Below are 25864 nucleotides of genomic sequence, written 5' to 3'. Positions count from 1 at the left end.
CCCTGTCGCCACGATGTCTCGCCTACAATGCGAGCGCGCCTTGTAGAGTCTCATCAACCCGAAGAACTCCAAGCAACTGCCAAGTCTGCGGCCGCTTTGCCAGGTTCCCAACCGCGAACAACATTCCGCGTTTGGGGTAGTCATCGTTGAACCTATGATCCATCCAGTCGAGCGTTTCCTGTGCGGTCCGTCCAACTTTCCGCTCGTTAAAGTACATTGCGTGCGCTTCCCAATCGCCATTTGTGTATTGGTGTTGCGCATCTGCGTCCTTGAATTTGAACTTAAACTCGTAAGGTGTGGGCTCTAGCGCGGCGAGTTCGTCGTCTAGAAGCGACCCTTGTGACGCCGCCAGTTTGTAAGAGTCACGTTCTTCCTTCAAATCAGCCGACGACTTCAACCTGTAAGAGAAACGCGGTTCGACAGGTCTGATCAACGCGAGCGAATCTCCGCGCTCTTCAGCAGATTTCACGGACGGCAAAACCAGTGGATTTAGAAATGAAGTTCGTTCGTTCGGAGCTAACCGCTTGCTGATTACAATAGTGTCTTCGAATATTCGACAACTCTCCCTGCGATTATCTCGTGGAGGTCGGGTGTATTTGAAGTCAATGAAATCCCAGCGCTTGAAGCTATTCTCTTCCTTAAGATGCCTGAAACGAACCGGGTAGAGACGCTTCCAATGGCCATCGGGCGTTACGCCAGCACAACACACGGTTTCTCCGTGCTTCGCGCTACGCTGTGGCAGCGCTTTCACGAGGATAATAACGCGGCAGCTTTGAGGCGTTGCGGACATAGCGCTCCGGATCGTCACCAAAGAGATCGAACACTTCGAACTCCATTGACTCAATCATTTCCTCCGCAACGATAGACCTATGACAGGTCTCCGGGTCGCGTTCGAAGCACAGTAGACATGTCGGTTTTTCCCCCGCGGCAGCCACCAGCTCCTTGAGGGACAACTGAGCGTCGTCGGAATCAAGGTGAGCAGTATAGATAGCACGAAATTTTTCGAAAAGTCCTGCTCGGGCTGCCTCTCTCCCCGGTTTTGGATCGCCAAGGTCTACGAAATGCAAGTATTCGATACCTTCAGAATTTAGGCGGGCAGCCAATGATTTCTTTGAGAATCCCTTCTTGCGAGAAAGTGCGACAGCACGAACGTCAGCCACCCGCTTGACGCCAACAGTTTTCAGGGTTTCGACAAAACGGTCGATATCCGTTCCCTCATATCCGATCGTGTAGACGACACTCATGTCATTCTCCGGCATTTCGCCCGTGGATACTCGCATGCGGAGCTTACGTCGACCTGGGACCGTGCCGCATCGCATCAATGTTTGTTTCAGGCCCGATGAACAAAGGCTTACACTCGCCCCATCATCATCCCATAATGCACAGCCAACAAATCCAGCCCGACCTTCAACAGCTTCGTCACCACATCGCGGCCCTCCCCCGTCTGCTCGGCCAGGCTCTTGATCGAGCCGCCGGCGCAGCAGACTTGCTGCACCACGGCGGCCAGCTCCCAGTGGCATAGCGCCCGGGTCGCGGCGGCGTGGGCGCGGCCGGCGTCGAGCACGCTGTCGGCGATGCCGCCGCCCTGGCGGCCGCCGTCGACACGTTCGGTCCAGCGCATCGGCTTCACGCTGGCCTGCTGGCTGCACTGGAAATCCTCGCGGTAGCGCTGGCCGGCCTCGCGCTGCTGGCGCGACAGCGAGGTGATGCCGATGAGCGGGTCGACATTGCGCACCCGCACGATGCCGCCGCTTGAGGTGAAGCCGTCATTCGACACCTCGTAGACGCGGCTTGCCTCCTGCGTGCCGGCGTGGAGCCGCTTGCGGCCGAAGGTATCGTCCTTCAGCGCGAAATCATGGCCGATCTCGCGGCGGATGCGCACCTGCTCGGCCTCGCCCTTGGGCAGCTTCGGCGCCTGGGGTTTTGCGGGTCTGGTCTTCCTGGCCATGGGGGGCTCCTTGGTTGGGTGGTGGCTTGGGAGAATTTGGGGTCCTCGCCCCCGCAAAGCGGGGGAGAGGTGGCTCGGGCAAAGCCCCAGACGGAGAGGGGGGCAGCGCGGCGGCTGCAGAGAAAGGCGGCGCGGCGGACCACTTAATCTCGTGCTCCGTCCTCAACCGGCTTTGACTTCGCAGAGGTCGCCCCCTCTCCGTCCCGGCTACGCCGGGCCACCTCTCCCCCGCTTTGCGGGGGCGAGGAACCCAGACTTTTCGAAGTCGCAGCCTTCGCAATCGATGGGTCCGCCCTTGCGACCTGCGGCTTCGAGGAACCCAGGTTCTGCAGCACCCCTCTCCTCGCCAGCAGCTCGCGGATGGCGCGGCGTTCGCGCAGTTCGATGCAGAGCTGCGCGCTGGAGGGGCAGAACTGCGCGTTGCCGGTCTTCACCTCGCCGCGCATGAAGCGCTGGATGGCGGACTGCAGGTCGGCCAGCTCGGCCTCCTGCACGGCGCTGAGATAGCCGCGCATCTGCATGTCGACGTCAGTCAGCGCGGATTGCGGGAAGCATGAGAACATCGCGGCCAGCGCCTTCGTCGCCTGCTGCAATTCGGCTGCGGTCATGGTTGCGGATCTCCTCGATGATGGCGTTGGCGGCGTCGCTATGGGTTTTCGGCTGATGCCAGCCGGCCGGCTTTTTCGGCCTGGCGGTGCGCGGGGAGAAACGCCGCGCGTCTTCTTGCGTCCGGCCCGCAAATCCCTGCGCGATTTCGCGGGAAAAGGCGCCGGCCTTTTCCCGGGAAAAAGCGGCAGCTTTTTCACTCTGGTTTCTGGACTCTGGAAGATGCCGCGGCAAAGGGCCGGCATTTGCCGCCGCATGCGCCTTTGTTTTCAAGGCGGTGGCGGCGCCGCCGCGCGCGCCGGCGGCGGCCCTCGAATGGCTTTTGCCCTGGGCCTTGTGCAACTCCCTGGTCAGCCGCCCGTGGCTGATCTCGCCGCCCTCGCGCTCGAAAAAGGTCAACAGGTCGGCGCTGAGCGCCCGCCATTTCTTCAGCGACAGGCGCGCCACCCGCGCCAGCTTGGCGTCGTCGTCGGGCAGCCGGCCGCCGGCATTCCACATCGCCATCAGCAGCAGCATGTAGGCGCCGATCTGCTCGGTGGAGAGCTGCAGCGTCTCGCCGACGAAATCGGAGACGTAGAGCTGCATGAAGGGGCGCTCGCTCATGCCGCCACGCCCATATTCAAGCCACGCCTGATGGAACCAGCGGCGGGGTTCGACGTTTTGTCGCGTCGATGCCAAGGGGAGGTTTGCCGATGACGGCCTTCATGCCGGTTACTCTGCGATTTTGCGACAACACGACCATGCTGGTCGGCTCGGTGGCCGACGCCGCGACCGCGCTCGGGCACCAATGGCCCGACAAGACCGCACCTGGCTACGTCGAGGCGGCAAGGCTGGTGGCATCGGCCGTGGACGGCACCTGCACCCAGCGCATCGCCTTCGACGCCTTCATCAAGGTAGCCGGGCAGCAGGGCATACTGGTTGCCAAGCCGCGGAGCCGGGCGCATGATTGGCTCGACGCCGCCGCCGGTCCGTGACGCCGGCGCGGATGTGATGCAACCGCCCGCCAGCCTTGCGCGTTTATGAACGCGGGCTTGGATGCCGCGCGCAATGCCAGATCGAAGGTGAACGCCGTGGGTACGATGAAGACCGGGGTGCCGCTCAAGGTGCGGATGGAGGGTGAGGTGGAAGAGATCGACAGCGTCAGCGACGCCGCCGATTTCCTGCAGCGCTGGCCGATCGAGCGGCGCGGCCACATATACCGCAGCGCGCTCAACGCCTGCAGCGCGGCCATCGCCGCGCAGATTTCCGAATCCGACGCCATGAAGGTGTTCACCGGCTTCGCCCGGGTCAGCGGCATCCTCGTCGCCGACGGCGGTCCGGCCATGATGCTCGAGGCAAGGACCGTGCAAAGCCGCATGCCCAAGCAAGGCCGCCATATCCCGAAATAAGACTGTGCGGCTCTCGGTTCGATCCTGCTTCATCTGAGATCCTCGCGATCGCTCGTCCGCATTTGCCTGCCATGTCAGCGCCGCCCTTCATCCGCCTGCCGGCACGGGAGAAGAATTAAGCTCCGGCGCTGACGCCCCCTCTCCCTGCGGGGGTCCGGAGGACGGGCGAGACCCGTGGCTCGCCCCGGAACGGGTAAGGGTGAGGGGCGGCGCCAACGCTTCGACAAGTAGGCGTCGGTTGTTGCCAGATTTCGCGGCGCTGGCGCCGCCCCTCATCCGCCTGCCGGCACCTTCTCCCCCGGGGAGAAGGGATGCTCACCCCGGCTCCGCTACGAGAACGCGGCGGCGGAAGCGCGCCTGGTGGTAGTCGCAATAGCTTTTCAGCGCCCTGGTGCGCATGCCGCAGCACAGCATGTCGGCGCCCGGCCGGCCGCCCGGCGCATCGTTTTCAGGATCCTCTTCCAGCGTCAGATCCAGCGGCGCGCGGCAGCGGGAAAACAAGCAGTCGATGAAGCGCATCGCCACGCCATGCGGCTGGCGGCCGATGGCGGTGCGCGGCGGTACCGGCACTTCCAGGCGATAGGCCTCGCCGTCGGCCACCAGCACGCCGACCTCGCGCGCATACAGGCGCGACGGCAGCCAGGCCGGCGGCGGGTCGCGCTTCGGCCGGGCCTTGCTTTTGCGCGCACCGGCGCCCTTCGCAGCGTGCAGGTCGCCGACCTTCCCGGCGCCGGTAGCCGACGTGCCGCCGGCCTTGCCCGTTGCCGGCAGGCCATTCGCCGGCTTGGTTCCCGTTCGTTTGCTTACGGCCTGCCTGGCGGCGGTTGTCACGCCCTTTGGTACACCCCTGCCATTGGCAAAGCCGATCGCGCCCAGCATGGCGTTGCGGTGGACGATGCCGATGATGGCGTTGCGCGACACGCGCGCGCCGCGCAGTGCGCTGAACGCCGCCGCGATCTTCGAGGCGGACAGCCCCTCCTTCAGCCAGCTGGCGATCTCCTGCAATTCGCTGTCGGTGTAGCCCGCCATGTCTGGCCTCCATCCAATGTTCAGCCTTCGGCCGCACTTGAGCGCGCGCCGTCGGGCAAGCGTCAGGGTTCGGCCCACCGGGCCGCATTCGTGGTTGTCTGTTTCGAGGTCCGGCTGGCGCCGGGTCAGCCGGGCCGGGCCGATCGTCGGGCGGCAAGGCGCGAAAGCCGCACCTCGGCGGTCTTCTGGTCGGGGGCGGAAACCGCCCTGCCCGTTGCCGGCTCGAACAAGATGACCGTGCCATCCTGCGTGCGGATGCATGACCGGGCAGACGGACCGGCAAAGCCGGAGCCAGCGCCATGCCTGTGGAATGGGGGGCCGGAGCCGCGGGGAGCGGCGGCTCCGGCCGTTCCGGTCGCCGGTGACGGGCGGACCGGACCCGAGGCGTGCAAGCACGGAGCCTCGGGCTTCGCCCCGGCCGGGGAGGAGGACAGCCGGGACGGAAGCGAATAAGTGACGGCCTTCGCCGCCGGATGCGCCTGGGATGAGGCCGGCGCCACGGCGCCAGGAAAGCTGGACAGGTTCTGCATGACCGGATATAAGCATAACTCAAAAATAGATGCAAGCCATTCTTTCATAGACGAGAGCCGCTTTCATCGCTCACATGGCGCCATGGCAAAGACGGAACTGTCGATCAAGGTCGGGGCGGCGATCCGCAAGGCGCGCAAGCAGCGCGGCCTGGTCATGCGCCATATTGCCGAGCACAACGAAACCGACGTTGCCGCCGTCGGCAACTGGGAAACCGGCCGCAACCTGCCCAAGACCGAGAACCTGCTGAAGACCGCCGCCTTCCTGCGCGTCGACCCTGTCGCGCTTGGCAAAGGCGAGGTCGTCTTCCTCGACGATGCCGGCCCGGTGGCCGACGCCGAAATCGTCACCGATGCCGCCCCCCTGCCCGCCGGATCAATGGATATCGAGGTGCTGGGGGCCGCGGTCGGCGGCGACGACGGCGACTTCACCTTCAACGGCGAGCCTGCCGGTTATGTCCAGCGCCCGCCGGGGGTTCGCAACCTGCCGAAAGTGTTTGCGTTGCATGTGCTCAGCGATTCCATGGTGCCGCGCTACGAACCCGGCGACCTGATCTATTGCGGCGGCCGCGACGCCGTGCCCGGCGACCACGTGGTCATCGAGACCTTTCCGGAAGAAAACGAGCGCAACGGCAAGGCCTTCATCAAGAAGCTGGTCAAGCGCACCGCCGCCGAGCTGGTGGTCGAGCAGTACAATCCGCCCAAGACGCTGACCTTCAACCGCTACGCCATCAAACACGTCTGGCGTGTGATTCCACTGAAGGAATTGCTGGGGTACTAGGGGCGAAGTCACGCACGACGCAGCGATCGATCGCTGGTTCCGGGAAGCCGCTATGCCGACAATTCAAGCACTTGAAAGCGGCTCCGCACACGCCATGAACCTAGAGGCCAACGATTGCATGATAGCGCTGACCACTGGCAGGCAAGCATTCATGCTGGGACTAAGGGCGGGGCGTCTTCCGCATCGCGAATGATTTTGCACCATGGCAACGCTCCGATGTCACGGCATGGATCCTAGGGTCTTCGCGACGCCGCTATGCGGCTGCTCCGCCCCAGGATGACGAAGTCATGGTAGCCCAGTCGCCGAGGCCGACGGCAGTCGCAACTCCGGAAATTGGCCAGGAGGCCTTCCCCCTTCGTCATCCTAGGGCGAAGCAAGGAGCGAAGCGACGCGGCGCAGACCCTAGGATCCATGCCGCGACCGAGACGAAAGGCGCGGCGAGGCAGAACAATTCACGCCGAAGCTCTCATCCCAACCATCCCGCCCTCTCAAGCCCGCTTCGATCCCTCCAGCGGCACCTCGCGGTCGTTCAGCATCCGCGCTTCGCTGCGCACCCGCTGGCGTTCGTCGATGAACGCCGCCTGGATCGACACCGCGGCGCCCGGCAGCCCGTCGGCGCGGCAGGCCGAGCAGACGATGCGCCCCGACAACGCGGCCAGCGGCGTGTTCCCCGTCACCCCGAACCGCTTCAGCTGATCGGGCCGCCACCACCTGTTGCGGCCGCAATCGGCGCACTCGACGGATATCGAGGCGACATGCGCGATCACCGGTTCCTTGCCTGGCAATGCCATCGCCCCTCCCTTGCCTTTTGTTCCTGATTTGTTCGCATATTCCTGCGTTTTGACGTGAGAGTCGAGTCGAGCCTTTCAAACTTTCCCAAAAGTTTTTCTTCTATAGTTCTTTGAGTTATGCTTATATAAACTCACAAATGTGAGTCGGAGGGAGAACCGCCCGCCGCATCAGTTCCGGGAGCGACGATGCACGCCCTTGCCGCCGATTTCGCCCGCGCCTGCGGTTACACCGGCGACAGCCCTGCTTTGCTCGAAGCCTTCGAGGCGATCCGCCGCAACGGCATCCAGCGTGCCCGCTATGATCATCTGCGGCGCAAGGCCGTCATTGACGAGCTGAAACAGTCGGAAGCCTTGTTCCTCGCTGCTATCGGCCCGGCCTTGTCGGCGGAGGAAGCCATCGAGGACACCACCCGCTTCATCGCCTGCTGGCGCAACATGCCCCGCTGGCGTCAGGAGCGGCGCCAGGCCGACCTTGTCAGGGCCAGGCAGCAACGGCTCGTGGCGCGCTATTTCCGCCGCTACGGCCATCAGCTTTGGGCGCTCCAGGCGGCGTGAGCCACAGCGGGTCTGGGGCGCTGCGTTGGCATCGCCTTCTCCCCTTGTGGGAGAAGGGATCACCGCCATGCCCGGCCCTCACCTTCTCACCCGCGACTTCAACCACCGGTCAAACGCCACCGCCAGGATCAGGATCAGGCCGATGACGATGCTTTGCGTGTAGGACGACACATTGTTGAACTGCAGCCCGTTCTGCAGCACGCCGATCAGCGCCGCGCCCACCACCGTGCCGCCGACCGAGCCGATGCCGCCGAACAGCGAGGTGCCGCCGATGACGACGGCCGAAATGACCGTCAGCTCGTAGCCGATGCCGGCCACCGCTTCCGACGAGTTGAGCCTCGCCGACAGCACGAAGGCGGCGAGCCCGGCGAAGAAGCCGACGATGACATAGACCGAGACCAGGATGCGGTCGACGCGCAGGCCCGACAGGCGTGCCGCCTCGGCATTGCCACCGACGGCATAGACGGCGCGGCCGTAGCGCGTGTAGCGCAGCACGATGTGGCACAGGATGGCGGCCACCGCGAAGATGATCGCCGGCACCGGCACCGGGCCGATCAGGCCCGTGCCGAACCAGCGCATCGAGGCGTCGAAGCCCGAGATCGGGCCGCCATTGGAGATGGTCAGCGTCAGCCCGCGAAACACCGTCAGCCCGCCCAGCGTGACGACGAAGGGCGGCACTTTCAGCCGGGTGATGGCCAGCCCCTGCACGCCGCCGGCGGCGGCGCCCACCACGACGGCGGCCAAGAGGGCGGCGAACCAGCCATAGCCTTGCGTGCCCGACGTCGACAGCGACAGCGTGTTGGCGGTGCCGCCCTTGGCGACCACGGCGGCGACCATGCCGCAGAAGGCGAGCAGCGAGCCGACCGACAGATCGATGCCGGCGGTGAGGATGACGAAGGTCATGCCAAGCGCGATCAGCCCGGTGATCGAGATCTGGCGCGTGATGTTGAACAGGTTGATCGGATCCATGAAGCTCGGCTTCAGCACGGTGAAGACGACGATCAGGGCCGCCAGGAACAAGAGCGGCCCGAAACTCATCAAGAGCCGCGCGACATTGATGCCGCCGCGCTGGTTCTGTTCGCCCGCCACGCTCATCGTGCCTGCCCCTTCGCGTCCTGCCTGTCGAGCGCCATCAGTTCCATCAGTTTTTCCTCGTTTGCCTCGACGCCCTGCATCTGGCCGGTGATGCGCCCCCGGCGCATGGTGACGATGCGGTCCGACACCGCCAGCACCTCGGGCAGTTCGGACGAGATCATCATCACCGCGATGCCGCGCGCCGCAAGCTGCACCAGGATCTGGTGCACCTCGGTCTTGGCGCCGACATCGACGCCGCGCGTCGGCTCGTCGACGATCAGCACCTTGGGATCGCGCGCCAGCCAGCGCGCCAGGATCACCTTCTGCTGGTTGCCGCCCGACAGGCCCTCGATCGCCTGCTCGGCCGATGCCATGCGGATCGACAGCATCTTGCGGAACCCGGCAAGGGCATCGCGCTCGCGCCGCTCGGCCATGAAGCCGAAGCCGTTGCTGAAATGCCCGAGCGACGCGACGGAGAAATTCGGCAGGATGCCCAATGCGGCAAAGATCGCCTGGTGCTTGCGGTCCTCCGGCACCAGGCCGATGCCGAGCGCGATGGCATCGGCGGGCGACGCCGGTGCGATCGGCCTGCCGTCGAGCGTGATCGTTCCCGCCGCGATGCGGTCGGCGCCAAAGATGGCGCGCGCCAGCTCCGTGCGGCCCGAACCAACGAGGCCGGCGACGCCGAGGATTTCGCCGGCCTTGAGATCGATGTCGACGCCGTCGAGCACGATGGCATGCGGCGCCTCGGGGTCGCGCACGGTGCGCAAGCCGCGTACCGACAGCCTGATGTCGCCGGCAACGGCGCGCTGTGCCGGCCGCGCATAGAGTTCGGACGCGGCGCGGCCCACCATCTTCTCGATGATGGCAGGCAGTTCGATCGGTCCGTTGTCGCGGTCGAGATGGCCGGCCAGCCTGCCGTCGCGCAGCACCGTCATGCGGTCGCAGATGGCGGCGGCCTCCTCCAGCCGGTGGGTGACGAACATGATGGCGACCTTGTCCTTGCGCAGCCGGTCCATGATCGACAGCAGGCGCTGCACCTCGGTCTCGGTCAGCGCCGAGGTCGGCTCGTCCATGATGATCAATCGGCTTTTCAGCGACAGCGCGCGAGCGATCTCGACCAGTTGCTGTTCGGCCACCGACAACGCCGAGACCGGCGTCATCGGATCGATGGTCAGACCGACCCGGGCGATGATCGCGCGGGAGTCTTCCTCCATGCGCCGCCAACTGACCAGACCGAGCGGTCCTGTCGGCGCGCGGCCGATGAAGATGTTCTCCGCCACCGTCAGCGTCGGGATCAGGCTGAGTTCCTGGTAGATGGTGACGATGCCGAGCCGCTTGGCATCCTGCGGGCTCGCCGGCTGATAGTCGGCGCCGTCGAAGGTGATGCGACCGCTGGACGGCGGCATGACCCCGGACAGGATTTTCAACAGCGTCGACTTGCCGGCGCCGTTCTCGCCCAAAAGGCCGAGGATTTCGCCGGGCCTGATGTCGAGCGAGACGTCGCTCAGCGCCGTGACGCCGGAAAAATGCTTGGTGACGCCCTCGACGGAAAGCAGGACGGGTTCAGGCGATGCGGCTTCAGCTGGCGACAAAGGTTGCTCCCGGAAACATGGGACGTCTGCGCTGCCCCTCACCCTTACCCTCTCCCCGTATAGAGACGGGGAGAGGGGGTCGCCAGCGTCGAAGCGCTTCCCTTCTCCCCGTCACTTGACGGGGAGAAGGTGCCGGCAGGCGGATGAGGGGCGACGCAAACTTCGGCGATCGATCTTGCTCGCGGGACACTGTCCCGACCACGCCGATCACAAGCCCCTACTTCGTCTCGCCGATCCGCTCCGCCTTGTCGAGATTGTCCTTGCCGATGACGATCGGCGTCAACAGCACCAGCTTCTCCTTCGGCTCGGTCTTGTCCTTGGCATAGGCGACAGCGATGCGCACCGCGGTGCGCGACTGCTCGCCCGGGAACTGCTCGACGGTGCCGGCAAGCTTGCCGTCGCGCACCGCGACCAGCGCTTCCGGCAGCGCGTCGAAGCCGTAGATCTTGACGTCGGTGAAGTTGCGTGCGGCACACGCCTCCATGGCGCCGAGCGCCATGTCGTCATTGGCGCAGACGATGGCGTCCGGCTTGCCGTTGGCGGCGAGGCCGGCCTCGGTCACCGACAGCGCCTCGGCGCGGGCGAAGTTGGCGGTCTGCTCGAAGATGATCTGATACTTGTCCTTCAGGGGATCGAGCACGTTGTGCACCCCCTTGTTGCGGTCGATAGCGGGCCCAGCACCTGGCTGGCCCTGCAGGTGGAAGATCTTGGCGCCGTTGGGGAACGCCGCCACCATGGCGCTGGCCTCCGCCTCGCCGCCCTTGACGTTGTCGGCGCCGACATGGGCGAGGATGCCCTCGACGCCGTCGACGCGGCGGTCGATCGTCACCACCGGAACGCCCGCCTTGACCGCTTCCTCGATGGCCGGCGCCAGCGCGTTGACATCGAGCGGCGAGATGACGATGGCGTTGACCTTCTGCACCAGGGCCGCCTCGATGTCGGCGGTCTGCTTGGTGGCCGAGTTCTGGCCGTCGCTCTCGGTCAGGTTGACGCCCTGCGCGGCGGCCTCGGCCTTGATCTCGTTCAGCATGTGCACGAAGAACGGGAAGCCGAGATTGGGCACCGAGCCCAGAATGGTGAGCTTGTCCTCGGCGAACACCGAGGGCGCGGCAAGCATCATGGCGCCGAGCGCCGCGGACGACAGCAGGAATTCACGTCTGTTCATGGGATCCTCCTCCACAAGAACGCACGACCCCGAAAACCGGGATCGGTTTCAGGAGGGATCATGCGTCGGTTCAAAGTGTTGGAGCATCCTCCCTGCGCTAGACAACGCATGCCGCTCCAGCTGGCCGCCGCTGTAAAAAAGAGCCTCCCATCGACGCCTGCGCGCGGATGCTAACCCAGGGTCAACCATTTGTGCAACATCGATATAACAGAGCTGCCGGGGCAAATTATCGGAATTGTCGGATTTTTGGATTTCCGCTGCGGGCCGTCCTTTACCGGATGCGAGATAGGAAGGCCCGAACCCCCGTCGGCTCAGAGCCGGCGCCGCCCGCCTGTGGAGTGCGGCTCGCTGAGATGCGGGCGCCAGCCGTGGACCCTGTCCCGCCCCGCCGCCTTGGCGCCATAGAGGGCCTCGTCGGCGCGCCTGAGCAGATCCGCGATCTCGATCGGGGCGCTGCCGGGATCGAAGGTCCCGACCCCGATGCTGACCGTGACGATGCCCTTTTCGCTACCGGCATGCGTGAGCCCGAGGTCGCGCACCTTGCCTCTGAGGTTCTCGGCGATGACGAATGCGCCTCGCGCGTCGGTTTCAGGCAGGATGAGAGCGAACTCCTCCCCGCCATAGCGGGCCGCCGAGTCGGTCGGCCGCCGGGCCGTGGCCTTCATGCAGCCGGCGACGGCGCGCAGGCATTCGTCTCCCGCCGGATGGCCATAGTGGTCATTGAACCGCTTGAACCAGTCGACGTCGATGATGAGCAGGCTGAGCGGTATCGCGCTCCGCTTGCCGCGGGCGAATTCAAGCGCCAGCGCTTGATCGAAGGCCCGGCGCGTCAACAGCTCGGTCAGCCCGTCGCTGTGCGCCAGCAGGTTCAGCTTCTCGTTGGCCACCAGCAGCTCGGCCTCGATGTGCTTTGCCTCGGTGATGTCGGAAAAAAGGCTCAGGCTCCCGCCATCGCCGGTCGGCCTGGTCCGGACGTCGAGCCAACGCCCGTCGGCGAGCCGGACCTGGCGCTTGCTGGCTTGCGTCTGCGTCGCCACGATGCCGCCGATCCAGTCCTCGACCGTCCCCTGCGGCACGATCTGTTCGCCGCGCGCGGCCGAGGCGCGCAGGATATCGCGATAGTCCGCGCCCTGCACCCGGAGATCGGCCGTCAGCGGGAACATGGCCCTGTAGCGGGCGTTGCAGAGCACCAGCTTGCCATCCTGGTCGAACATCACCAGACCATCGGCCATGTGCGCCAAGGCATCCGCCAGCCTCATCCGGCTTTCGGCCAGTTCGGTCTCCAGTTGCCTGCGCGCGGTGATGTCGCGATTGTGCGTGATCAGGCCGACGATCGCCCCGCTCTTGTCCCTGAACGGCGCTTTCAACGTCGCCAGCCAGCCGTCGGTCCCATCGTCATGGTGAAGGTGCTGCTCGATGGTGGACGGCACGCCCGATGCGAGAATGGCGAGCTCGTCCTGGCGGAATTTCTGCGCCGTTTCCCGCGGGTAAAAATCGAAATCCGTCTTGCCGATCAGCGCCTTTGCATTCGTTGCATGCATCAGCTCGGCCGTTGCCGGATTCGCGACGATGAACCGCCCGTCGAGGTCCTTGACGTTGAGGCAATCGGGCAATGTCTCCACCACCGCCTTGAAGATCCGCCTGGAATGCAGCGCCTCGAGACGGCGCCTTTCCTGATAGAGCGCAAGCCCCGAGACCGCGACCGAGACGAAGATCAGCAGGGAGGATGGGAGCGTCACTTTGGGCAGAACGACCTGCAGGACGGATTGCGGCAGCACGCTGAGGCCTAGCAGCGATCCGGCCGCGGTTGCCGCACCCAGAATCATGATGTCCGGCATGGTGGGCGAGCGCCCCCTTAGGGCAAGGTTGCCGGCAACACCGATCAGCATGGCGGCCGCGATCCCCACGGCACCGGCGAATTCGCCAATTCCGCCCTCGAAAGCCCGGTAGGCACCGGCCATGACTCCGGCGATGAGGCCGGCGACCGGGCCACCGAAGAAGCCGGCAACGGCTATCATCGTCGCTCTGAGGTCGACAAAGACACCTTGCTGGAGCCGCATCGGCGTCAGCATCAGGGTGATGGCGCCAGCGCCCATCAGCAGGCCGAAGGCGGCCGCCCTTATCGCCGCCGGCTTGCGATCCAGCCACACATGCGTGTGGATCCAGACCGAGACGAACATCGCCACAACCGCGAGATTGGCCAGCAATTCGGACCAGGGCGAACCCATTGCGCACCTTTCCTTTTGCATGGGGCTTTCGCCGCATCGCCTCCTCGATAGGCCTTCGATGACAACAAAGCGTTACCTCGCTTGTCTGGCCTTGATCCGCGTCAAGCTGGCCCTGTGATCAAGCTGATAGCAGACTTATATCGAAGTCAGCCTCCCTCAGGCTTCCGCCATCACAAGGGCGCGTCGTCGCACGACCCTTTCGCAACAGGTCAAATCATCATGTACACACATCTGCTGATCGCCACGGACGGATCGGAATTGGCCGACAAGGGCGTTGCCCAGGGCGTGACGCTGGCCAGCCGCCTCGGCGCCGCCGTCACCTTTGTCAACGTCACCGAGCCGTTCCCGATATTCGCCTGGGGCGGCGCCATGGCCGGCTATGCCGCCGGCGATGAATTCGCCGCCTATCAGGAAGGCGGCCGCCAATACGCCAAGGAAGTGCTCGACAAATGCAAGGCGTCGGCGGACCTGGCTGGCGTGCGCGCCAAGGTCCTGCATATCGAAAACAGAAAGCCCGCCGAAGCGATCTTGGAATTGTCGCAGGCGCAAGGCTGCGATCTGATCGTGATGGCCTCGCACGGGCGCCGTGGACTGGGAAGGCTGCTCTTGGGCAGCCAGACCGCCGAGGTGCTGTCCTTCACCGAGATCCCGGTTCTCGTGGTCCGCTAGGCTATCATCCCCAGTTGAGGAGGACGCCGCGCCAATCCTCCTTCACCCGCGGCCGAAAACGCGCGCCAGCCGCTTCTTGAGCAGCCGTAGCGACAGGCGACGCCGCAGAGAAAACCTTGCGATGCGCTGTCGCACTGCGCGCATGGCTTCGGCATGGACCGCGTCGACGCTCATGGTGCCGTCGCCGAGGTGCAAAGGTGGGCCGGAGGCTGGCCGCAGGATGCCGCGCAGCGCCCGCGCATGCATCTCGGCGTAGCGGCTGTAGTCCGCGCCGGCTTCCCACCCGGGTGGCCGCGTCAGAACGGTCGGATTGTTGTTGATCTCGAAGGTCTGGATGCGACCGTCGACGATGCCATAATCGATGCGACCATAGTCAATGCCGGCCAGCGTGAAGACACGCTCGATCTGCGCGGCATGCGGATTGTCGCTCACATAGGCACGGCTCTCCGCCCTGTCCGCCTCGGTGAAGCGGGTGCTGGGAAACTTGATGTACCAGCTCTCGTTGATGAAGCAGTGCTGCGGATAGATCGTCGGCCCCACCTTGTAGGCCGAGTATTTGCGAAACCGGCCATCGGCCGATGGTGCCGCGCCATATTCGACAATCATCAGATCCGGGTCCTGGCGGACATGGACGGGCATGCTGGCAATCGCGCGCTCCAGCGCATCCGCGCTGTCGATCAACCCGGTCAGTGGCGGCTCATGCTGGCTTTCCCAGCGCACGAAAACCGGAAATCGGCGGAGTGACTCACGCTGGTGCAGGCGATGCACGTCGAAGTCGTTGAGACCGGCGGCCTTCAGCCGCTTCAGCAACTCAAAGCGGCGCGGCACGATCGCGGGATTGTTGAGCAACGTGAGGTCGCGATCAAGAGACGCGATACGGTCGTGCAACGCGGCCGCGGCTTGCAATCCGGCAGGAGACAGCCTTTCGAAATCCGTGAAGATGAAGGTGCCGGGAGCGACGGAGCCGAGCTTGTCGGCCAATTCGTAGGGGATGATCCGCACAAGGTCGCCAAGCCCATGGTCGTAATAGCCAAGCAGCACGCCCATCGTGTAAGCGTGTCGGCGGGTACAGAGATAGTAGATCGGCCCCTGGTCGACGGTCATGGCCGGGACTCGGTAAGCTGGCGCGCGCAGGGCATGCCTGACGACACGGGATTCTTCGAAAGACGATGCATAGCGAGCCATTCTCTACGACTGCGTCCGGGGCCGGTGAGCACCCTTGGCAAGGGGTTCGCGCGGGAGCCTTCAAGGGCGCCGCGAATACCTACGCGATCCATGATGAAATGCGCCGGCAAGCCCCCGTTTGGCAGGCGCCATGGGGTGATGTCTACGTCACGGGATACGATCTTGTCTCCAGCAGCCTTGTCAACCGCACGCTGTCGCACGTGCCCCCTGGCGGCGAGGTGGCGGAGCCGCATTCGGCTATGCGCGACTGGCTGATGTATCAGGAGGGCGCTGCTCATGCGGCCCTCCGCCAGGCCTTGCAGCAACCCTTTGTCGGCAAGGGCGCCGCGGTTTTGCGGCCCGTGGTCGCCGAAGCGGTCGACGAGTTCCTTGGCGATGCCGAACTTTCCGGCGACGTCGACGTGGTGACCGCCTTCACGCGCGCGGTGCCGGAACGCATCATCTGTCGGCTGCTTGGCGTGCCAGACGAGGACATGCCCATGATCCGGGCATGGTCGGGTCCGATCCGTAACATTCTCGATGCGGGTTTCGACGACGCCTTTGGCGGTCGCCCAAACCCTGCCGATGAAATGTCGGACTACTTTGTCGAGCATCTGCGCCATCTGCTCGCCGCCGGCCGGATGCCACCGCTTCTGACGGGGCTGCGGGGTCTCGTCGATGCACTGGGGCTGACGGCTGCCGGGCGCAACATCGCCTTCCTGGCCTTCGCCGGTCACGAGACAACCGTGCATCTCATCGGCAACCTGCTGTTCCATCTCGCTCACCAGCCCGCCCAGTGGTCGGCGCTGCGGGCCGATCGCGGGCTTGCCGCCAACGCCGTTGCCGAAACGCTGCGGCTGGAAAGCCCCGTGCAGAAAATCTGCCGCTGGCCGCTGAAGCCCACGGCCATTGCTGGCCATGAGATCGCGAAGGACCAATTGGTGGTGCTGCTGATTGGCGCGGCCAATCGAGATCCAGCCCAGTTTCCCGATGCGTCGCGTTTCAACCTCGGCCGTGCCAGGCAGAACCTCGCCTTTGGCCGCGGTGCGCATGTCTGCATTGGCAGGGCGCTGGCGGAGATGGAAGGCGTCGCGGTTCTGGAAGCGGCGCTGGGCCGTTGGAAAACCATCGAGCCGGTCGCCTGGCAATGGATGGACAATTCCTCCATCCGTGGCCTCGATGCGTTGACCTTGCGCCTGACGGCCTAGGCAGCACGATCGCGTAACCCATTTCCGAGCGGCAACATGGCAACCCAGGAATTTCGATTCCGAGACAAGGGGATGCAGCATGATCCTAAAGCCCAGCGTCACGGTCATCGAGTGCCGCGAGAAGCGCCGCGTCTGATTGCCTGAGCAGGATTGGCGGCTTGATGCCGGCAATGCTCGTGCCGCAGTCCATGCGGTGGCGCTTCAGCCTGCCATAAAGGTCGTCGATGCCAGCCGCCCGCAGCGGTCCCAACTGGCCGATGCGCCGGGCATATTCATACTGCGGATTGGCCCCGAGTGCGCGGTCCAGGCTCTCGCCTGTCAACTGGACGGCCTGCCCGGCGGTGTCGGCTTCGACGAAAAGCCGGTAGTGGGGGTGTGGCGTCGCGACCGCCACCAGCAGCGCGTACGTCCGACGGTCAAGCCCGATTTCGTCGAGGCAACGCGCGACAAAGGCCTCCGTGAGCTTCTCGCCACAGAGATCGGAAACCATGCCGGCGCGACCGATGAAACGCAGGCGTGGCGTGTCGCCGGTAAAGCCGGTGACCTCCACCATGTCGCGCGTATCGTAGCGATACAAACCCGAGCCGGTGGTGACGATCAGCCGGTAGGACCGGCCAGCCTCCAGTTGCCAGGCGAACAGGCTACCGGCGTTGTCGTCGACAAACTCAAAGAACCCGCTTTGCGATGCCAGGATGCAGCCGGCGCCGTCGCCATGGGGAAAAGAAACGGCGGCTTCGGTGGACATCAGACCTTTCGACTGGACGAACACCTCGGGGAATTGCGCCTGCAACTCGGCGGCAAAACCGCTGCTCGAGGCGTCGGTCCAGCAACTGATCGTATCGAGGCGAGGCCAGATCGCCGAGAGCTTTCTCTCCGCCCCTCCAAGCGCGGCCTCGAGCGTGGCAATGCGGCGGCGCACGGCGTGCCCCGGATGTATGGCGCCCAGACTGCCCGCAAGCTCCTGCAATAGGCTACCGGCATCGCGTCGGATCGCACGCAGGATTTCCGTCAAGTAAGTCGGGCTCCAGACCCAGATCAGCGCCAGGTCCTCAGCCGCCAGGAGGCGGAGGCAGGTTTGCCTTTGCCAGGCGGTGAAATCGGTGAGCAGTCTCAATTCCATCGGCACGGCGGACAATTCGATCAGGCTGTCGCGCAACGCTCCGAAATAGGCGAAAGGCACGGGGCTGCCCAGCCTGTGTGCACCGACACGTTCGTCAGCGCCGCGGCCGATGGGGCTGAGCGAAAAATAACTCTGCCCCTGCGTGACGCCTGGTCGGCGTCGGATCAAATCCGCCAGCCAGGGATAGAGGCAATCGGTGAAAGCTTGCAGGCCCGTGTCGGTATAGGGGATATATTTCGACCCGCCGGAACTGCCGCCGGTCTGTTCGAGAAACCGGACCGGCTCGGCGGTCAGCACATTTTCGGCCCCGCCGATCATGCGGTCCATATAGGGCGACAAGGCCTCGTAGTCGCCGATCGGCACCATGTCGCGAAAGGCTTCCGCCGAACTGGCCTTGGCGAAATTGTGGTCACTGCCGAACACCGTCGCTGCATTGGCATCGACAAGCCGTCGCAAGACGGCGCGCTGCGTGGCCTCGACATCGCCAAGCCGCGCCCGGAAACCAGCCTCCGCGGCCGCTGTCTCGACGGCAATCCTTGCCCAGGCTTCAGCGACCATCCGCCAGCCCCTCGGCAAAGCTCGCCGCGCCATAGCGCTTCAAATTGCCAAGCTCGAGTTCGGCCAAGCAGGCGAGCTCGACGCCTCGAAAATGGTCCGGGTTCGCTCTCACGAAAAGTGCCGCATAGCGGTTTCTGGCCGCGATTTCCTCGGCATCGGCCCAATGTTCCCGAAGGTGGCCCTGCGACGGACCGAAGTCGATCAGCCCGGTCGCTGGATCGTAGTAGCGGCCGTAGCGGGCGGTCGCTATCGCGTCGCGGATGGCCTGAAGGCAGGCCGAGCCCCGACCATCGATCGCTGGAAAAAACTCGCGAAAGAAATTGGGCAGGATGCGAAATGTGCGGTGACCCTTGATGATGGGGAACCAGAAAAGCCGGCCGCCGATCCTCGCCTTGGCGGCACCCGCCGCGCGGAAAAAACCGCGCAGCAGTACCGGGTCGCCCCAGCGCGCCGAATGGAGGACGGTATCGCCGGAGAAGAGATAGTTGACGGTCTCCGCGCCAACGGTTTGCTGCCTGACGAGATAGGTCGAGAAACCGATGATCGTGCCGTGGCGCCGGATGACCACGACCGCGTCCTTCTCGGCGAGATCGCGCTCGAAACCATTGCGGTCGACGGCTTCGTAGTAAGTCTCGTACAGCGCGAACATCTGGTCGCGGTCGACCGGCATCAGGTCCGCAACCGGGATTGTCAGCGACTCTATGGTATCGGCTTCGTCTGCAGCACTTCGCACGTAGTTCCCTGCCCGCCCGTATCATACCCCGATGCGCCGAATATGCGACAGACGAACAGATGTTCAACCCCACCCTCCAATGGATCCTCATCATTCCGCGAATAATAGCGGCAGGAATTCCAGTACAGGCTGCGGTCAAGCACGCCGGCCAATGTCGCTTGAAGACTCGGCGCGACGCCAGAGCTGGCAAACTACCGGCTGTCGGCCTTCGCAATCCTGGTCTGCGGGTCGCAATAGATGCCGTAGAGCGTCTGCAGGATGCGCTCGACCTCCGCCGAGGCCAGCCGATAGTAGACCTGCTGGGCGTCGCGCCTTGTATCCACGAGCTTAAGCGCCCGCAATTTCGAAAGCTGCTGCGATAGCGCCGACTGGTTCATCGCGACCAGCTCGGCCAGTTCGTTGACGTTCGTCTCGCCGTCCAGCAGATGGCACAGGATCATCAGCCGCTTCTCATTGGCCATGGCCGCGAGCAGTTCGGACGCTTCACGCGCCCGCTTGTCCAGTTCGGTGATTTTTATATTGCGCATATGAACACATTATCATATTAAGAGTTACAAATAATATTAGTCTGGCGCCGGCGCCTGTCAAGCCGATGGATCGATACGCGGGGGATTCCCGCCAGCACGTTCGTTTGACCCGCATCAAGTCGCGGCCGGCCAGGATGGCGCATGATCAGCCAGTGCCGGTTCCTGCGTGGGAGAGCAATGTCGGCGTTGCCCCAAGGCGACGCCGCGAAGGAGGAAAGAGCATGGCGCATATTGTCGTCCTGGGTGCCGGACTTGGAGGCACCATCATGGCCTACGAGCTTCGCGACGGACTGGCCAGGGAACACCAGGTTTCCGTCGTCAACAATGGCAGCCACTATTCATTCGTGCCGTCCAACCCCTGGGTCGCCGTTGGCTGGCGCGACCGGCAGGCGGTCGAAATCGACCTTGCTCCGGTGCTGGCACGGCGCAACATCGGTTTTCATCCGCAGGGAGCCAGGCGCGTCCACCCGGTCGAGCGCACGGTGGAACTCAACGACGGCTCATCCGTCTCCTATGACTATCTGGTGATCGCCACTGGCCCCGAACTCGCTTTCGACGAGATCGAGGGCCTCGGGCCGGAGCACAACACCCAATCGGTCTGCCACATCGATCACGCGCTCAAGGCCAGGACGGCCTTCGACGCGCTCGTCGCAAGGCCGGGTCCGGTCGTCATCGGCGCGGTCCAGGGCGCGTCCTGCTTCGGGCCGGCCTACGAATTCACCTTCATCCTCGACAAGGCGCTGCGCGACGCCAGGGTGCGCGACCGCGTGCCCATGACCTTCGTCACCTCCGAACCCTATATCGGCCATCTCGGCCTCGACGGCGTCGGCGACACCAAGGGCCTGCTCGAGAGCGAGATGCGCCAGCATCACATCAAATGGATCTGCAACGCCAAGGTCGACAAGGTCGAGCCGGGCAAGATGTTCGTCCAGGAAATCGCCGACGACGGGTCGGTCAGGCAGGCGCATGAATTGCCGCATGCCTATGCCATGATGCTGCCGGCCTTCCGTGGCGTGGCGGCGGTGCGCGGCATCGAGGGGCTCACCAATCCGCGTGGCTTCATCGTCGTTGACAAGCACCAGCGCAACCCGGCCTTCCCCGACATATTCGCGGTCGGCGTCTGCGTCGCCATCCCGCCGATCGGCAAGACGCCGGTACCGGTGGGCGTGCCCAAGACCGGCTTCATGATCGAATCCATGGTCACGGCGACGGCGCGCAACATCGGCCGGCTGGTGAAGGGCGACGAGCCCGATGCCCAGGGCACGTGGAATGCGGTCTGCCTCGCCGATTTCGGCGATTCCGGCGTCGCCTTCGTGGCGCAGCCGCAGATCCCGCCGCGCAACGTCAACTGGTCGTCCTCCGGCAAATGGGTGCACACCGCCAAGGTCGGCTTCGAGAAGTATTTCCTGCACAAGATCAGGACCGGCAAGTCCGAGCCTTTCTACGAGCGCCTCGCGCTGCAGGTATTGGGCATCGACAAGCTCAAGCAGATCAAGGTCGAGGCGCCAGCGGATGTCCCGGGAGCCTGACCGGAGCAAGCCGCCGCGGCTGGGCTTTTTGCGGACGGCGGTTGACGGGCACGAAGGCCCGCGACCGCCGGCGGCAAATCTGGCGCCGCCTCTTGCGGCCAACGATAACATACATATATTTAGATATGATCATATACAAATGGAGATGACGATGTCCCTCGACCGTTCCGTTCTCGCTTTCGCCGGCATCATGGTGCTGCTGTCCGTCGTGCTCACCGCCTTTGTCTCGCCGCTGTTTGTCTGGCTGACGGTCTTCGTCGGGCTCAACATGCTGCAGTCGGCGTTCACCGGCTTCTGCCCGGCGGCGATGGTCTTCCGCAAGCTCGGCGTCAAGCCGGGATGCGCATTCTAAGGAAGACCCGCATGCGCATGCCTCTTTTGTTCGCCGCGTTGCTGGCGGCCTCTCCGGCGCTTGCCGGCACGCTGACGTTGGCGCCGACGACGGTGACCGAATGGAAAGCGGTCTATGGCCGTGTCGAGGCGCGCGACACCGTTCCGGCGCGCGCCCGCATCGGCGGCCTGATCGTCGACCTGGCCGTCACCGAGGGCGAACTGGTCAAGGCGGGGCAGAAGATCGCCACCGTCCAGGACGACAAGATCGCCTTCCAGGTCGCCGCGCTGGATGCCCAGTTGCGCGCCCTGCAGGCACAGCTGGAGACGGCGCAGTCCGAACTCGCCCGCGGCCAGACGCTGGTCGACAAGGGCGTCATGACCGCGCAGCGCCTCGATCAGCTGCGCACCGAGGTCGACGTCGCGCGCAACCAGCTAGCCGCGACCGAGGCGCAGCGTTCGGTGATCGTGCAGCAGGGCGCCGAAGGCGATGTCTTTGCGCCCGGCGATGGCCGCGTGCTGACCGTGCCGGTGACGCGCGGCGCCGTCATCATGGCCGGTGAAGTGGTGGCCACCATCGGTGGCGGCGGCGTGTTCCTGCGGCTGGCCGTTCCGGAGCGTTACGCGGCGTCGCTGAAGCAGGGAGCCGCCATCCGCATCAATGCCGGCGGCAAGGGAGCCGCCGGCCGCCTCGCCAAGATCTATCCGCAGATCGACAATGGTCGCGTCATAGCCGACGTCGAGGTCGACAATCTCGATACCAATTTCATCGATGCCCGCGTCCTGGTCGAACTGCCGGTCGCCGAGCGCTCCGCGCTGCTGGTGCCGGCGTCGGCGATCCAGACCCGTTCGGGGATCGATTTCGTGCGCGTCGCCGCCGGCGGCGCACAGGCCGAGCGCGCGGTGGTCACCGGCGAGCGCACCAAGCGCGCCGACGGCGACTATGTCGAGATCCTGACAGGCCTCGCGGCCGGCGATGTCGTGGTCACGCCATGAAGGGTCCCTCCTCGTTGGGTATCGCCGGCGCACTGACGCGGGCCTTCATCGCCTCGCCGCTGACGCCGCTGTTCCTGGTCGCCGCCTTCGCCTTCGGGCTGGTGGCGTTGCTCACGCTGCCGCGCGAGGAGGAGCCGCAGATCTCGGTGCCGATGGTCGACATCTTCGTGCGCGCCGACGGGCTGAAGGCCGACGACGCCGTCAAGCTGATCACCGAGCCGCTGGAGACGATCGTCAAGGGCATCGACGGCGTCGAGCATGTCTATTCGCAGACGCGCGACGACCAGGTGATGGTCACCGCCCGCTTCGTCGTCGGCACCTCGTCGGATGCCGCCGTGCTGCGCGTCCACGACAAGGTGCGCGCCAACATGGACCGCATTCCCGTCGGCGTACCCGAGCCGCTGATCGTCGGCCGCGGCATCGACGACGTCGCCATCGTCACGCTGACGCTGTCGCCGAAGCCGGAGGCGGCCGCGCGCATGACGGCCAACGACCTCACCCGCATCGCGCGCGAACTGCGCACCGAGATCGCCAAGATCGACAATGTCGGCCTGACCTATCTGGTCGGCGACACCGGAGAGATCATCCGCGTCAACCCGAACCCGGAAAAGCTTGCCCTTTACGGCGTCACCCTGCAGCAGCTCGTGGCCAAGGTGTCCGGCGCCAACAAGGCGTTTCCGGCCGGACGCGTTCGCAATCAGGGCGAGCAGATCGATATTGTCGCCGGCGAGACGCTGGCCTCGCCGGACCAAATCGGCAACCTGCTCTTAACCTCGCGCGACAGCCGCCCCGTCTATGTCCGCGACGTCGCCGACGTCGCCTTCGCCACCGACACCGGTGATGCGCTGGTGTCCACGGTCACCCGGGCCGGCGCCGGCGTCGAGCGCGTGCCGTCGGTCACGCTCGCCATCGCCAAGCGCGCCGGCTCGAACGCGGTCTCCGTCGCCGACGCCATCCTGCACCGGGTCGCCCTGCTCCAGGGCGGATTGATCCCCGGCGATGTCTCGATCGACGTGACGCGCAACTACGGCGAGACCGCCAACGACAAGGCCAATGAGCTCCTCTACCATCTCGGCCTGGCGACGATCTCGATCATCGTGCTGGTCTGGGTCGCCATCGGCCGCCGCGAAGCCATGGTCGTGGCCGTCGTCATTCCGGTGACCATCCTGCTCACGCTGTTCGCCTCGCGCGTCATGGGCTACACGCTGAACCGCGTCTCGCTGTTCGCGCTGATCTTTTCCATCGGCATCCTCGTCGACGACGCCATCGTGGTGATCGAGAACATCTCGCGCCACTGGGCCATGGGCGGCGGGCGCGATCGCCGGCAGGCGGCGATCGAGGCGGTGGCCGAAGTCGGCAACCCGACCATCGTCGCCACCTTGACCGTTGTCGCCGCACTGCTGCCGATGCTGTTCGTCTCGGGAATGATGGGCCCCTATATGAGCCCGATCCCGGCCAATGCCTCGGCGGCGATGATCTTCTCCTTCTTCGTCGCGGTGACGGTGACGCCTTGGCTGATGCTCAAACTCGCCGGACGGGCGCCAGTGCACGCCCATGCGGATCATGGCAATGGCGGCCCGCTCGGCCGCGCCTACACCGCCGTCGCCCGGCCGATCCTGGCCTCGAAGAAGGCGAGCTGGGCCTTCCTGCTTGCCGTCGGCGTGCTGACGCTGGGCTCGCTCGCGCTGTTCTACACCGAGCATGTCACGGTCAAGCTCCTGCCCTTCGACAACAAGTCCGAACTGTCGGTGACCATCGACCTGCCGGAAGGGTCTTCCGTCGAGGCGACCGACGCGGTGGCGCAGGCCGTCGCCGCCAAGGTCCTCGAGCTGAAGGAGGTTCGATCGGTCCAGACACATGCCGCGACGGCGGCGCCCTTCAACTTCAACGGCCTCGTCCGCCATGCCATCCTGCGCACCGAGCCGCAGCAGGGCGACGTTGCGCTCAACCTGGTGCCGAAAGCGAACCGCAGCCGGTCCAGCCATGAGATCGCGATCGACGTCCGCCAGCGCATCGCCACCATCCCCGTGCCGGAAGGCACCAGCCTGAAGGTCGTCGAGCCGCCGCCCGGTCCGCCGGTGCTGGCAACCCTGCTGGCCGAGATCTACGGACCCGACGGCGAGACGCGCCGCAAGGTCGCCGGCAAGATCGAGACGGCGTTCCGCTCCGTTCCCTTCATCGTCGACGTCGACAATTCCTGGGGACAGCCGGCACGCCGGCTGCGCGCCACGATTTCCACCGACGATGTGGAGTTCTTCCATGTCGAGGAAAGCGACGTCTTTGACACGCTCGCCATCCTCAACGGTGGGAAGACCGTCGGCTATTCGCATCGCGGCGGCGGCCGCCAGCCGATCCCGATCCGCATCGAGCGGCCGAAGGGCGAAAGGACGCTCGACGAGCGCTTCCTGACCACGCCCATTCCGGCGAATGTCCTGCCCGGTGACCGCGGCGTGGTCGAGCTCGGCGATGTCGTGCGGGTGACGCCGGAGCGCGCTTCGTTCCCGGTGTTCAGGCACAATGGCCGCGCAGCCGAAACGGTGACGGCAGAGCTTGCCGGCAGCTTCGAGGCGCCGCTTTACGGCATGCTCGCCGTCAGCAAGGCCATCGACGCGCAGGATTGGACCGGACTGCAGAAACCCGCGATCTCGCTGCATGGCCAGCCGGAGGATGAAAGCCGGCCGACGCTTCTGTGGGACGGCGAATGGGAAGTCACCTGGGTGACCTTCCGCGACATGGGCGCGGCCTTCGGCGTCGCGCTGCTCGGCATCTACATCCTGGTCGTCGCCCAGTTCGGCTCGTTCAAGGTGCCGCTGGTGATCCTGACGCCGATCCCGCTGACCTTCATCGGCATCCTCGGCGGACACTGGCTGTTCGGCGCGCCGTTCACCGCCACCTCGATGATCGGCTTCATCGCGCTGGCCGGCATCATCGTGCGCAATTCGATCCTGCTGGTCGACTTCATCCGCCACGCGGCGTGGCCCGACAGGCCGTTGCGCGAGGTTCTGATCGAGGCCGGCGCGATCCGGTTCAAGCCGATCCTGCTGACCGCGCTCGCCGCCATGATCGGCGCGGCGGTGATCCTGACCGATCCGATCTTCCAGGGGCTGGCGATCTCGCTGCTGTTCGGCCTGGCCTCCTCAACGCTGCTGACGGTGCTGGTCATCCCCGCGATCTACAGGGTGCTGCGCACGTGAACGCGAACAGCGCGGCCGGATTCTGACCTGGATCAACACCGGGCTCTCGAACGGAGGCTGGTTGACGCGGAACCGGGATATCGTGCCTGGCTCCGGGGACTGCGTTTGCTTACCACCGTTCCGATTTTGACAAGAGTCAAGGTGATCAG

The 25864-nt window shown here is 65.0% G+C and carries 25 protein-coding genes and 1 pseudogene; 10 read left to right on the top strand and 16 right to left on the bottom strand.

Translation table 11 applies throughout. From position 1 onward, the window contains the following. Nucleotides 1-22: 22 nt before the first annotated feature. The 6 genes and pseudogenes from AC56QP_RS28440 to AC56QP_RS28415 form a co-directional block, all read right to left on the bottom strand. Nucleotides 23-469, bottom strand: a complete 447-nt coding sequence (locus tag AC56QP_RS28440; RefSeq protein ID WP_489863719.1) for a DUF8757 domain-containing protein — start codon at nt 467-469, stop codon at nt 23-25. Nucleotides 470-565: 96 nt separating this feature from the next. Beyond that, nucleotides 566-790 (bottom strand): annotated as a pseudogene (locus AC56QP_RS28435) (DUF8758 domain-containing protein); the annotation flags it as partial. After that, complete coding sequence (locus AC56QP_RS28430; protein WP_489862469.1) at nt 729-1244, bottom strand: DUF488 domain-containing protein; 516 nt, start codon at nt 1242-1244, stop codon at nt 729-731. The gene AC56QP_RS28430 and the pseudogene AC56QP_RS28435, both read right to left, overlap by 62 nt. A 107-nt stretch (nt 1245-1351) precedes the next feature. Beyond that, nucleotides 1352-1948: a DUF6456 domain-containing protein gene (locus tag AC56QP_RS28425; RefSeq protein WP_489862470.1), complete on the bottom strand. Its 597-nt coding sequence runs from the start codon at nt 1946-1948 to the stop codon at nt 1352-1354. A 143-nt stretch (nt 1949-2091) separates the two neighbouring features. Beyond that, complete coding sequence (locus AC56QP_RS28420) at nt 2092-2556, bottom strand: hypothetical protein (RefSeq protein WP_489862471.1); 465 nt, start codon at nt 2554-2556, stop codon at nt 2092-2094. Then, nucleotides 2477-3157, bottom strand: a complete 681-nt coding sequence (locus tag AC56QP_RS28415) for a YdaU family protein (protein WP_489862472.1) — start codon at nt 3155-3157, stop codon at nt 2477-2479. The genes AC56QP_RS28420 and AC56QP_RS28415 overlap by 80 nt, the downstream gene beginning before the upstream one ends. An 89-nt stretch (nt 3158-3246) precedes the next feature. On the opposite strand from AC56QP_RS28415, the gene AC56QP_RS28410 reads away from it, so the two are divergent. Further along, on the top strand, nt 3247-3528 hold the full coding sequence (locus AC56QP_RS28410; RefSeq protein ID WP_489862473.1) for a DUF982 domain-containing protein: 282 nt from the start codon (nt 3247-3249) through the stop codon (nt 3526-3528). Nucleotides 3529-3633: 105 nt separating this feature from the next. Beyond that, a complete protein-coding gene (locus tag AC56QP_RS28405) occupies nt 3634-3942 on the top strand; it encodes a DUF982 domain-containing protein (RefSeq protein ID WP_489863496.1) in 309 nt (102 codons plus the stop codon). 315 nt (nt 3943-4257) lie between these two features. Here the strand turns inward: AC56QP_RS28405 and AC56QP_RS28400 are convergent, their stop codons facing one another. Beyond that, on the bottom strand, nt 4258-4971 hold the full coding sequence (locus AC56QP_RS28400; RefSeq protein WP_489862474.1) for a GcrA cell cycle regulator: 714 nt from the start codon (nt 4969-4971) through the stop codon (nt 4258-4260). A gap of 612 nt (nt 4972-5583) precedes the next feature. Between AC56QP_RS28400 and AC56QP_RS28395 the strand changes: the two genes are divergently transcribed. Continuing rightward, nucleotides 5584-6279 carry an XRE family transcriptional regulator gene (locus AC56QP_RS28395; RefSeq protein WP_489862475.1) on the top strand — a complete coding sequence of 232 codons (696 nt, stop codon included), beginning with the start codon at nt 5584-5586 and terminating at the stop codon, nt 6277-6279. Nucleotides 6280-6767: 488 nt separating this feature from the next. On the opposite strand, the gene AC56QP_RS28390 is transcribed toward AC56QP_RS28395, so the two are convergent. Then, nucleotides 6768-7070, bottom strand: coding sequence for a hypothetical protein (locus tag AC56QP_RS28390; RefSeq protein ID WP_091584880.1), 303 nt, complete (start codon nt 7068-7070; stop codon nt 6768-6770). A 186-nt stretch (nt 7071-7256) separates the two neighbouring features. Between AC56QP_RS28390 and AC56QP_RS28385 the strand changes: the two genes are divergently transcribed. Continuing rightward, nucleotides 7257-7625 carry a hypothetical protein gene (locus tag AC56QP_RS28385; protein WP_489862476.1) on the top strand — a complete coding sequence of 123 codons (369 nt, stop codon included), beginning with the start codon at nt 7257-7259 and terminating at the stop codon, nt 7623-7625. A 78-nt stretch (nt 7626-7703) separates the two neighbouring features. On the opposite strand, the gene AC56QP_RS28380 is transcribed toward AC56QP_RS28385, so the two are convergent. The 4 genes from AC56QP_RS28380 to AC56QP_RS28365 all read right to left on the bottom strand — a co-directional run bounded on the left by AC56QP_RS28380 (nt 7704) and on the right by AC56QP_RS28365 (nt 13687). Continuing rightward, a complete protein-coding gene (locus AC56QP_RS28380; RefSeq protein WP_269906988.1) occupies nt 7704-8720 on the bottom strand; it encodes an ABC transporter permease in 1017 nt (338 codons plus the stop codon). After that, nucleotides 8717-10294, bottom strand: a complete 1578-nt coding sequence (locus AC56QP_RS28375; protein WP_489862477.1) for a sugar ABC transporter ATP-binding protein — start codon at nt 10292-10294, stop codon at nt 8717-8719. The genes AC56QP_RS28380 and AC56QP_RS28375 overlap by 4 nt, the downstream gene beginning before the upstream one ends. Nucleotides 10295-10511: 217 nt before the next feature. Continuing rightward, nucleotides 10512-11459 carry a substrate-binding domain-containing protein gene (locus AC56QP_RS28370; RefSeq protein WP_489862478.1) on the bottom strand — a complete coding sequence of 316 codons (948 nt, stop codon included), beginning with the start codon at nt 11457-11459 and terminating at the stop codon, nt 10512-10514. 311 nt (nt 11460-11770) lie between these two features. Next, a complete protein-coding gene (locus AC56QP_RS28365) occupies nt 11771-13687 on the bottom strand; it encodes a diguanylate cyclase (protein ID WP_489862479.1) in 1917 nt (638 codons plus the stop codon). Nucleotides 13688-13906: 219 nt separating this feature from the next. On the opposite strand from AC56QP_RS28365, the gene AC56QP_RS28360 reads away from it, so the two are divergent. Then, a complete protein-coding gene (locus AC56QP_RS28360; protein WP_489862480.1) occupies nt 13907-14356 on the top strand; it encodes a universal stress protein in 450 nt (149 codons plus the stop codon). Between the two features lie 42 nt (nt 14357-14398). Here the strand turns inward: AC56QP_RS28360 and AC56QP_RS28355 are convergent, their stop codons facing one another. Beyond that, a complete protein-coding gene (locus AC56QP_RS28355) occupies nt 14399-15460 on the bottom strand; it encodes a hypothetical protein (protein ID WP_489862481.1) in 1062 nt (353 codons plus the stop codon). 179 nt (nt 15461-15639) lie between these two features. Between AC56QP_RS28355 and AC56QP_RS28350 the strand changes: the two genes are divergently transcribed. Next, a complete protein-coding gene (locus AC56QP_RS28350) occupies nt 15640-16728 on the top strand; it encodes a cytochrome P450 (RefSeq protein WP_497100964.1) in 1089 nt (362 codons plus the stop codon). Nucleotides 16729-16813: 85 nt separating this feature from the next. On the opposite strand, the gene AC56QP_RS28345 is transcribed toward AC56QP_RS28350, so the two are convergent. The 3 genes from AC56QP_RS28345 to AC56QP_RS28335 all read right to left on the bottom strand — a co-directional run bounded on the left by AC56QP_RS28345 (nt 16814) and on the right by AC56QP_RS28335 (nt 19666). Further along, nucleotides 16814-18406 carry a GH3 family acyl-acid amido synthetase gene (locus AC56QP_RS28345; protein ID WP_489862483.1) on the bottom strand — a complete coding sequence of 531 codons (1593 nt, stop codon included), beginning with the start codon at nt 18404-18406 and terminating at the stop codon, nt 16814-16816. After that, nucleotides 18396-19139 carry a hypothetical protein gene (locus AC56QP_RS28340; protein ID WP_489862484.1) on the bottom strand — a complete coding sequence of 248 codons (744 nt, stop codon included), beginning with the start codon at nt 19137-19139 and terminating at the stop codon, nt 18396-18398. Before AC56QP_RS28340 ends, AC56QP_RS28345 begins: the two co-directional genes overlap by 11 nt. A gap of 191 nt (nt 19140-19330) precedes the next feature. Further along, on the bottom strand, nt 19331-19666 hold the full coding sequence (locus AC56QP_RS28335; protein WP_489862485.1) for an ArsR/SmtB family transcription factor: 336 nt from the start codon (nt 19664-19666) through the stop codon (nt 19331-19333). Between the two features lie 221 nt (nt 19667-19887). On the opposite strand from AC56QP_RS28335, the gene AC56QP_RS28330 reads away from it, so the two are divergent. From AC56QP_RS28330 to AC56QP_RS28315, 4 genes are all read left to right on the top strand, one after another. After that, on the top strand, nt 19888-21195 hold the full coding sequence (locus AC56QP_RS28330; RefSeq protein WP_489862486.1) for an NAD(P)/FAD-dependent oxidoreductase: 1308 nt from the start codon (nt 19888-19890) through the stop codon (nt 21193-21195). 151 nt (nt 21196-21346) lie between these two features. Next, complete coding sequence (locus AC56QP_RS28325; protein WP_140813415.1) at nt 21347-21547, top strand: YgaP family membrane protein; 201 nt, start codon at nt 21347-21349, stop codon at nt 21545-21547. Nucleotides 21548-21558: 11 nt separating this feature from the next. Continuing rightward, a complete protein-coding gene (locus AC56QP_RS28320) occupies nt 21559-22521 on the top strand; it encodes an efflux RND transporter periplasmic adaptor subunit (protein ID WP_489862487.1) in 963 nt (320 codons plus the stop codon). Further along, complete coding sequence (locus tag AC56QP_RS28315; protein ID WP_489862488.1) at nt 22518-25715, top strand: efflux RND transporter permease subunit; 3198 nt, start codon at nt 22518-22520, stop codon at nt 25713-25715. Before AC56QP_RS28320 ends, AC56QP_RS28315 begins: the two co-directional genes overlap by 4 nt. Nucleotides 25716-25864 lie beyond the last annotated feature (149 nt).

The organism is Mesorhizobium sp. RCAM 05104 (assembly GCF_059683645.1).
The sequence above is the reverse complement of the archived record's forward strand: the minus strand, read 5'-3'. Positions and strand labels throughout refer to the sequence as shown.

What these genes read in the sequence shown, in the direction of transcription:
- AC56QP_RS28430 (WP_489862469.1), bottom strand. Translation starts at nt 1,244, where the DNA reads ATGAGTGTCGTCTACACGATCGGATATGAGGGAACGGATATCGACCGT.
- AC56QP_RS28425 (WP_489862470.1), bottom strand. Translation starts at nt 1,948, where the DNA reads ATGGCCAGGAAGACCAGACCCGCAAAACCCCAGGCGCCGAAGCTGCCC.
- AC56QP_RS28420 (WP_489862471.1), bottom strand. Translation starts at nt 2,556, where the DNA reads ATGACCGCAGCCGAATTGCAGCAGGCGACGAAGGCGCTGGCCGCGATG.
- AC56QP_RS28415 (WP_489862472.1), bottom strand. Translation starts at nt 3,157, where the DNA reads ATGAGCGAGCGCCCCTTCATGCAGCTCTACGTCTCCGATTTCGTCGGC.
- AC56QP_RS28410 (WP_489862473.1), top strand. Translation starts at nt 3,247, where the DNA reads ATGACGGCCTTCATGCCGGTTACTCTGCGATTTTGCGACAACACGACC.
- AC56QP_RS28405 (WP_489863496.1), top strand. Translation starts at nt 3,634, where the DNA reads ATGAAGACCGGGGTGCCGCTCAAGGTGCGGATGGAGGGTGAGGTGGAA.
- AC56QP_RS28400 (WP_489862474.1), bottom strand. Translation starts at nt 4,971, where the DNA reads ATGGCGGGCTACACCGACAGCGAATTGCAGGAGATCGCCAGCTGGCTG.
- AC56QP_RS28395 (WP_489862475.1), top strand. Translation starts at nt 5,584, where the DNA reads ATGGCAAAGACGGAACTGTCGATCAAGGTCGGGGCGGCGATCCGCAAG.
- AC56QP_RS28390 (WP_091584880.1), bottom strand. Translation starts at nt 7,070, where the DNA reads ATGGCATTGCCAGGCAAGGAACCGGTGATCGCGCATGTCGCCTCGATA.
- AC56QP_RS28385 (WP_489862476.1), top strand. Translation starts at nt 7,257, where the DNA reads ATGCACGCCCTTGCCGCCGATTTCGCCCGCGCCTGCGGTTACACCGGC.
- AC56QP_RS28380 (WP_269906988.1), bottom strand. Translation starts at nt 8,720, where the DNA reads ATGAGCGTGGCGGGCGAACAGAACCAGCGCGGCGGCATCAATGTCGCG.
- AC56QP_RS28370 (WP_489862478.1), bottom strand. Translation starts at nt 11,459, where the DNA reads ATGAACAGACGTGAATTCCTGCTGTCGTCCGCGGCGCTCGGCGCCATG.
- AC56QP_RS28365 (WP_489862479.1), bottom strand. Translation starts at nt 13,687, where the DNA reads ATGGGTTCGCCCTGGTCCGAATTGCTGGCCAATCTCGCGGTTGTGGCG.
- AC56QP_RS28360 (WP_489862480.1), top strand. Translation starts at nt 13,907, where the DNA reads ATGTACACACATCTGCTGATCGCCACGGACGGATCGGAATTGGCCGAC.
- AC56QP_RS28355 (WP_489862481.1), bottom strand. Translation starts at nt 15,460, where the DNA reads ATGACCGTCGACCAGGGGCCGATCTACTATCTCTGTACCCGCCGACAC.
- AC56QP_RS28350 (WP_497100964.1), top strand. Translation starts at nt 15,640, where the DNA reads ATGCGCCGGCAAGCCCCCGTTTGGCAGGCGCCATGGGGTGATGTCTAC.
- AC56QP_RS28345 (WP_489862483.1), bottom strand. Translation starts at nt 18,406, where the DNA reads ATGGTCGCTGAAGCCTGGGCAAGGATTGCCGTCGAGACAGCGGCCGCG.
- AC56QP_RS28335 (WP_489862485.1), bottom strand. Translation starts at nt 19,666, where the DNA reads ATGCGCAATATAAAAATCACCGAACTGGACAAGCGGGCGCGTGAAGCG.
- AC56QP_RS28330 (WP_489862486.1), top strand. Translation starts at nt 19,888, where the DNA reads ATGGCGCATATTGTCGTCCTGGGTGCCGGACTTGGAGGCACCATCATG.
- AC56QP_RS28325 (WP_140813415.1), top strand. Translation starts at nt 21,347, where the DNA reads ATGTCCCTCGACCGTTCCGTTCTCGCTTTCGCCGGCATCATGGTGCTG.
- AC56QP_RS28320 (WP_489862487.1), top strand. Translation starts at nt 21,559, where the DNA reads ATGCGCATGCCTCTTTTGTTCGCCGCGTTGCTGGCGGCCTCTCCGGCG.
- AC56QP_RS28315 (WP_489862488.1), top strand. Translation starts at nt 22,518, where the DNA reads ATGAAGGGTCCCTCCTCGTTGGGTATCGCCGGCGCACTGACGCGGGCC.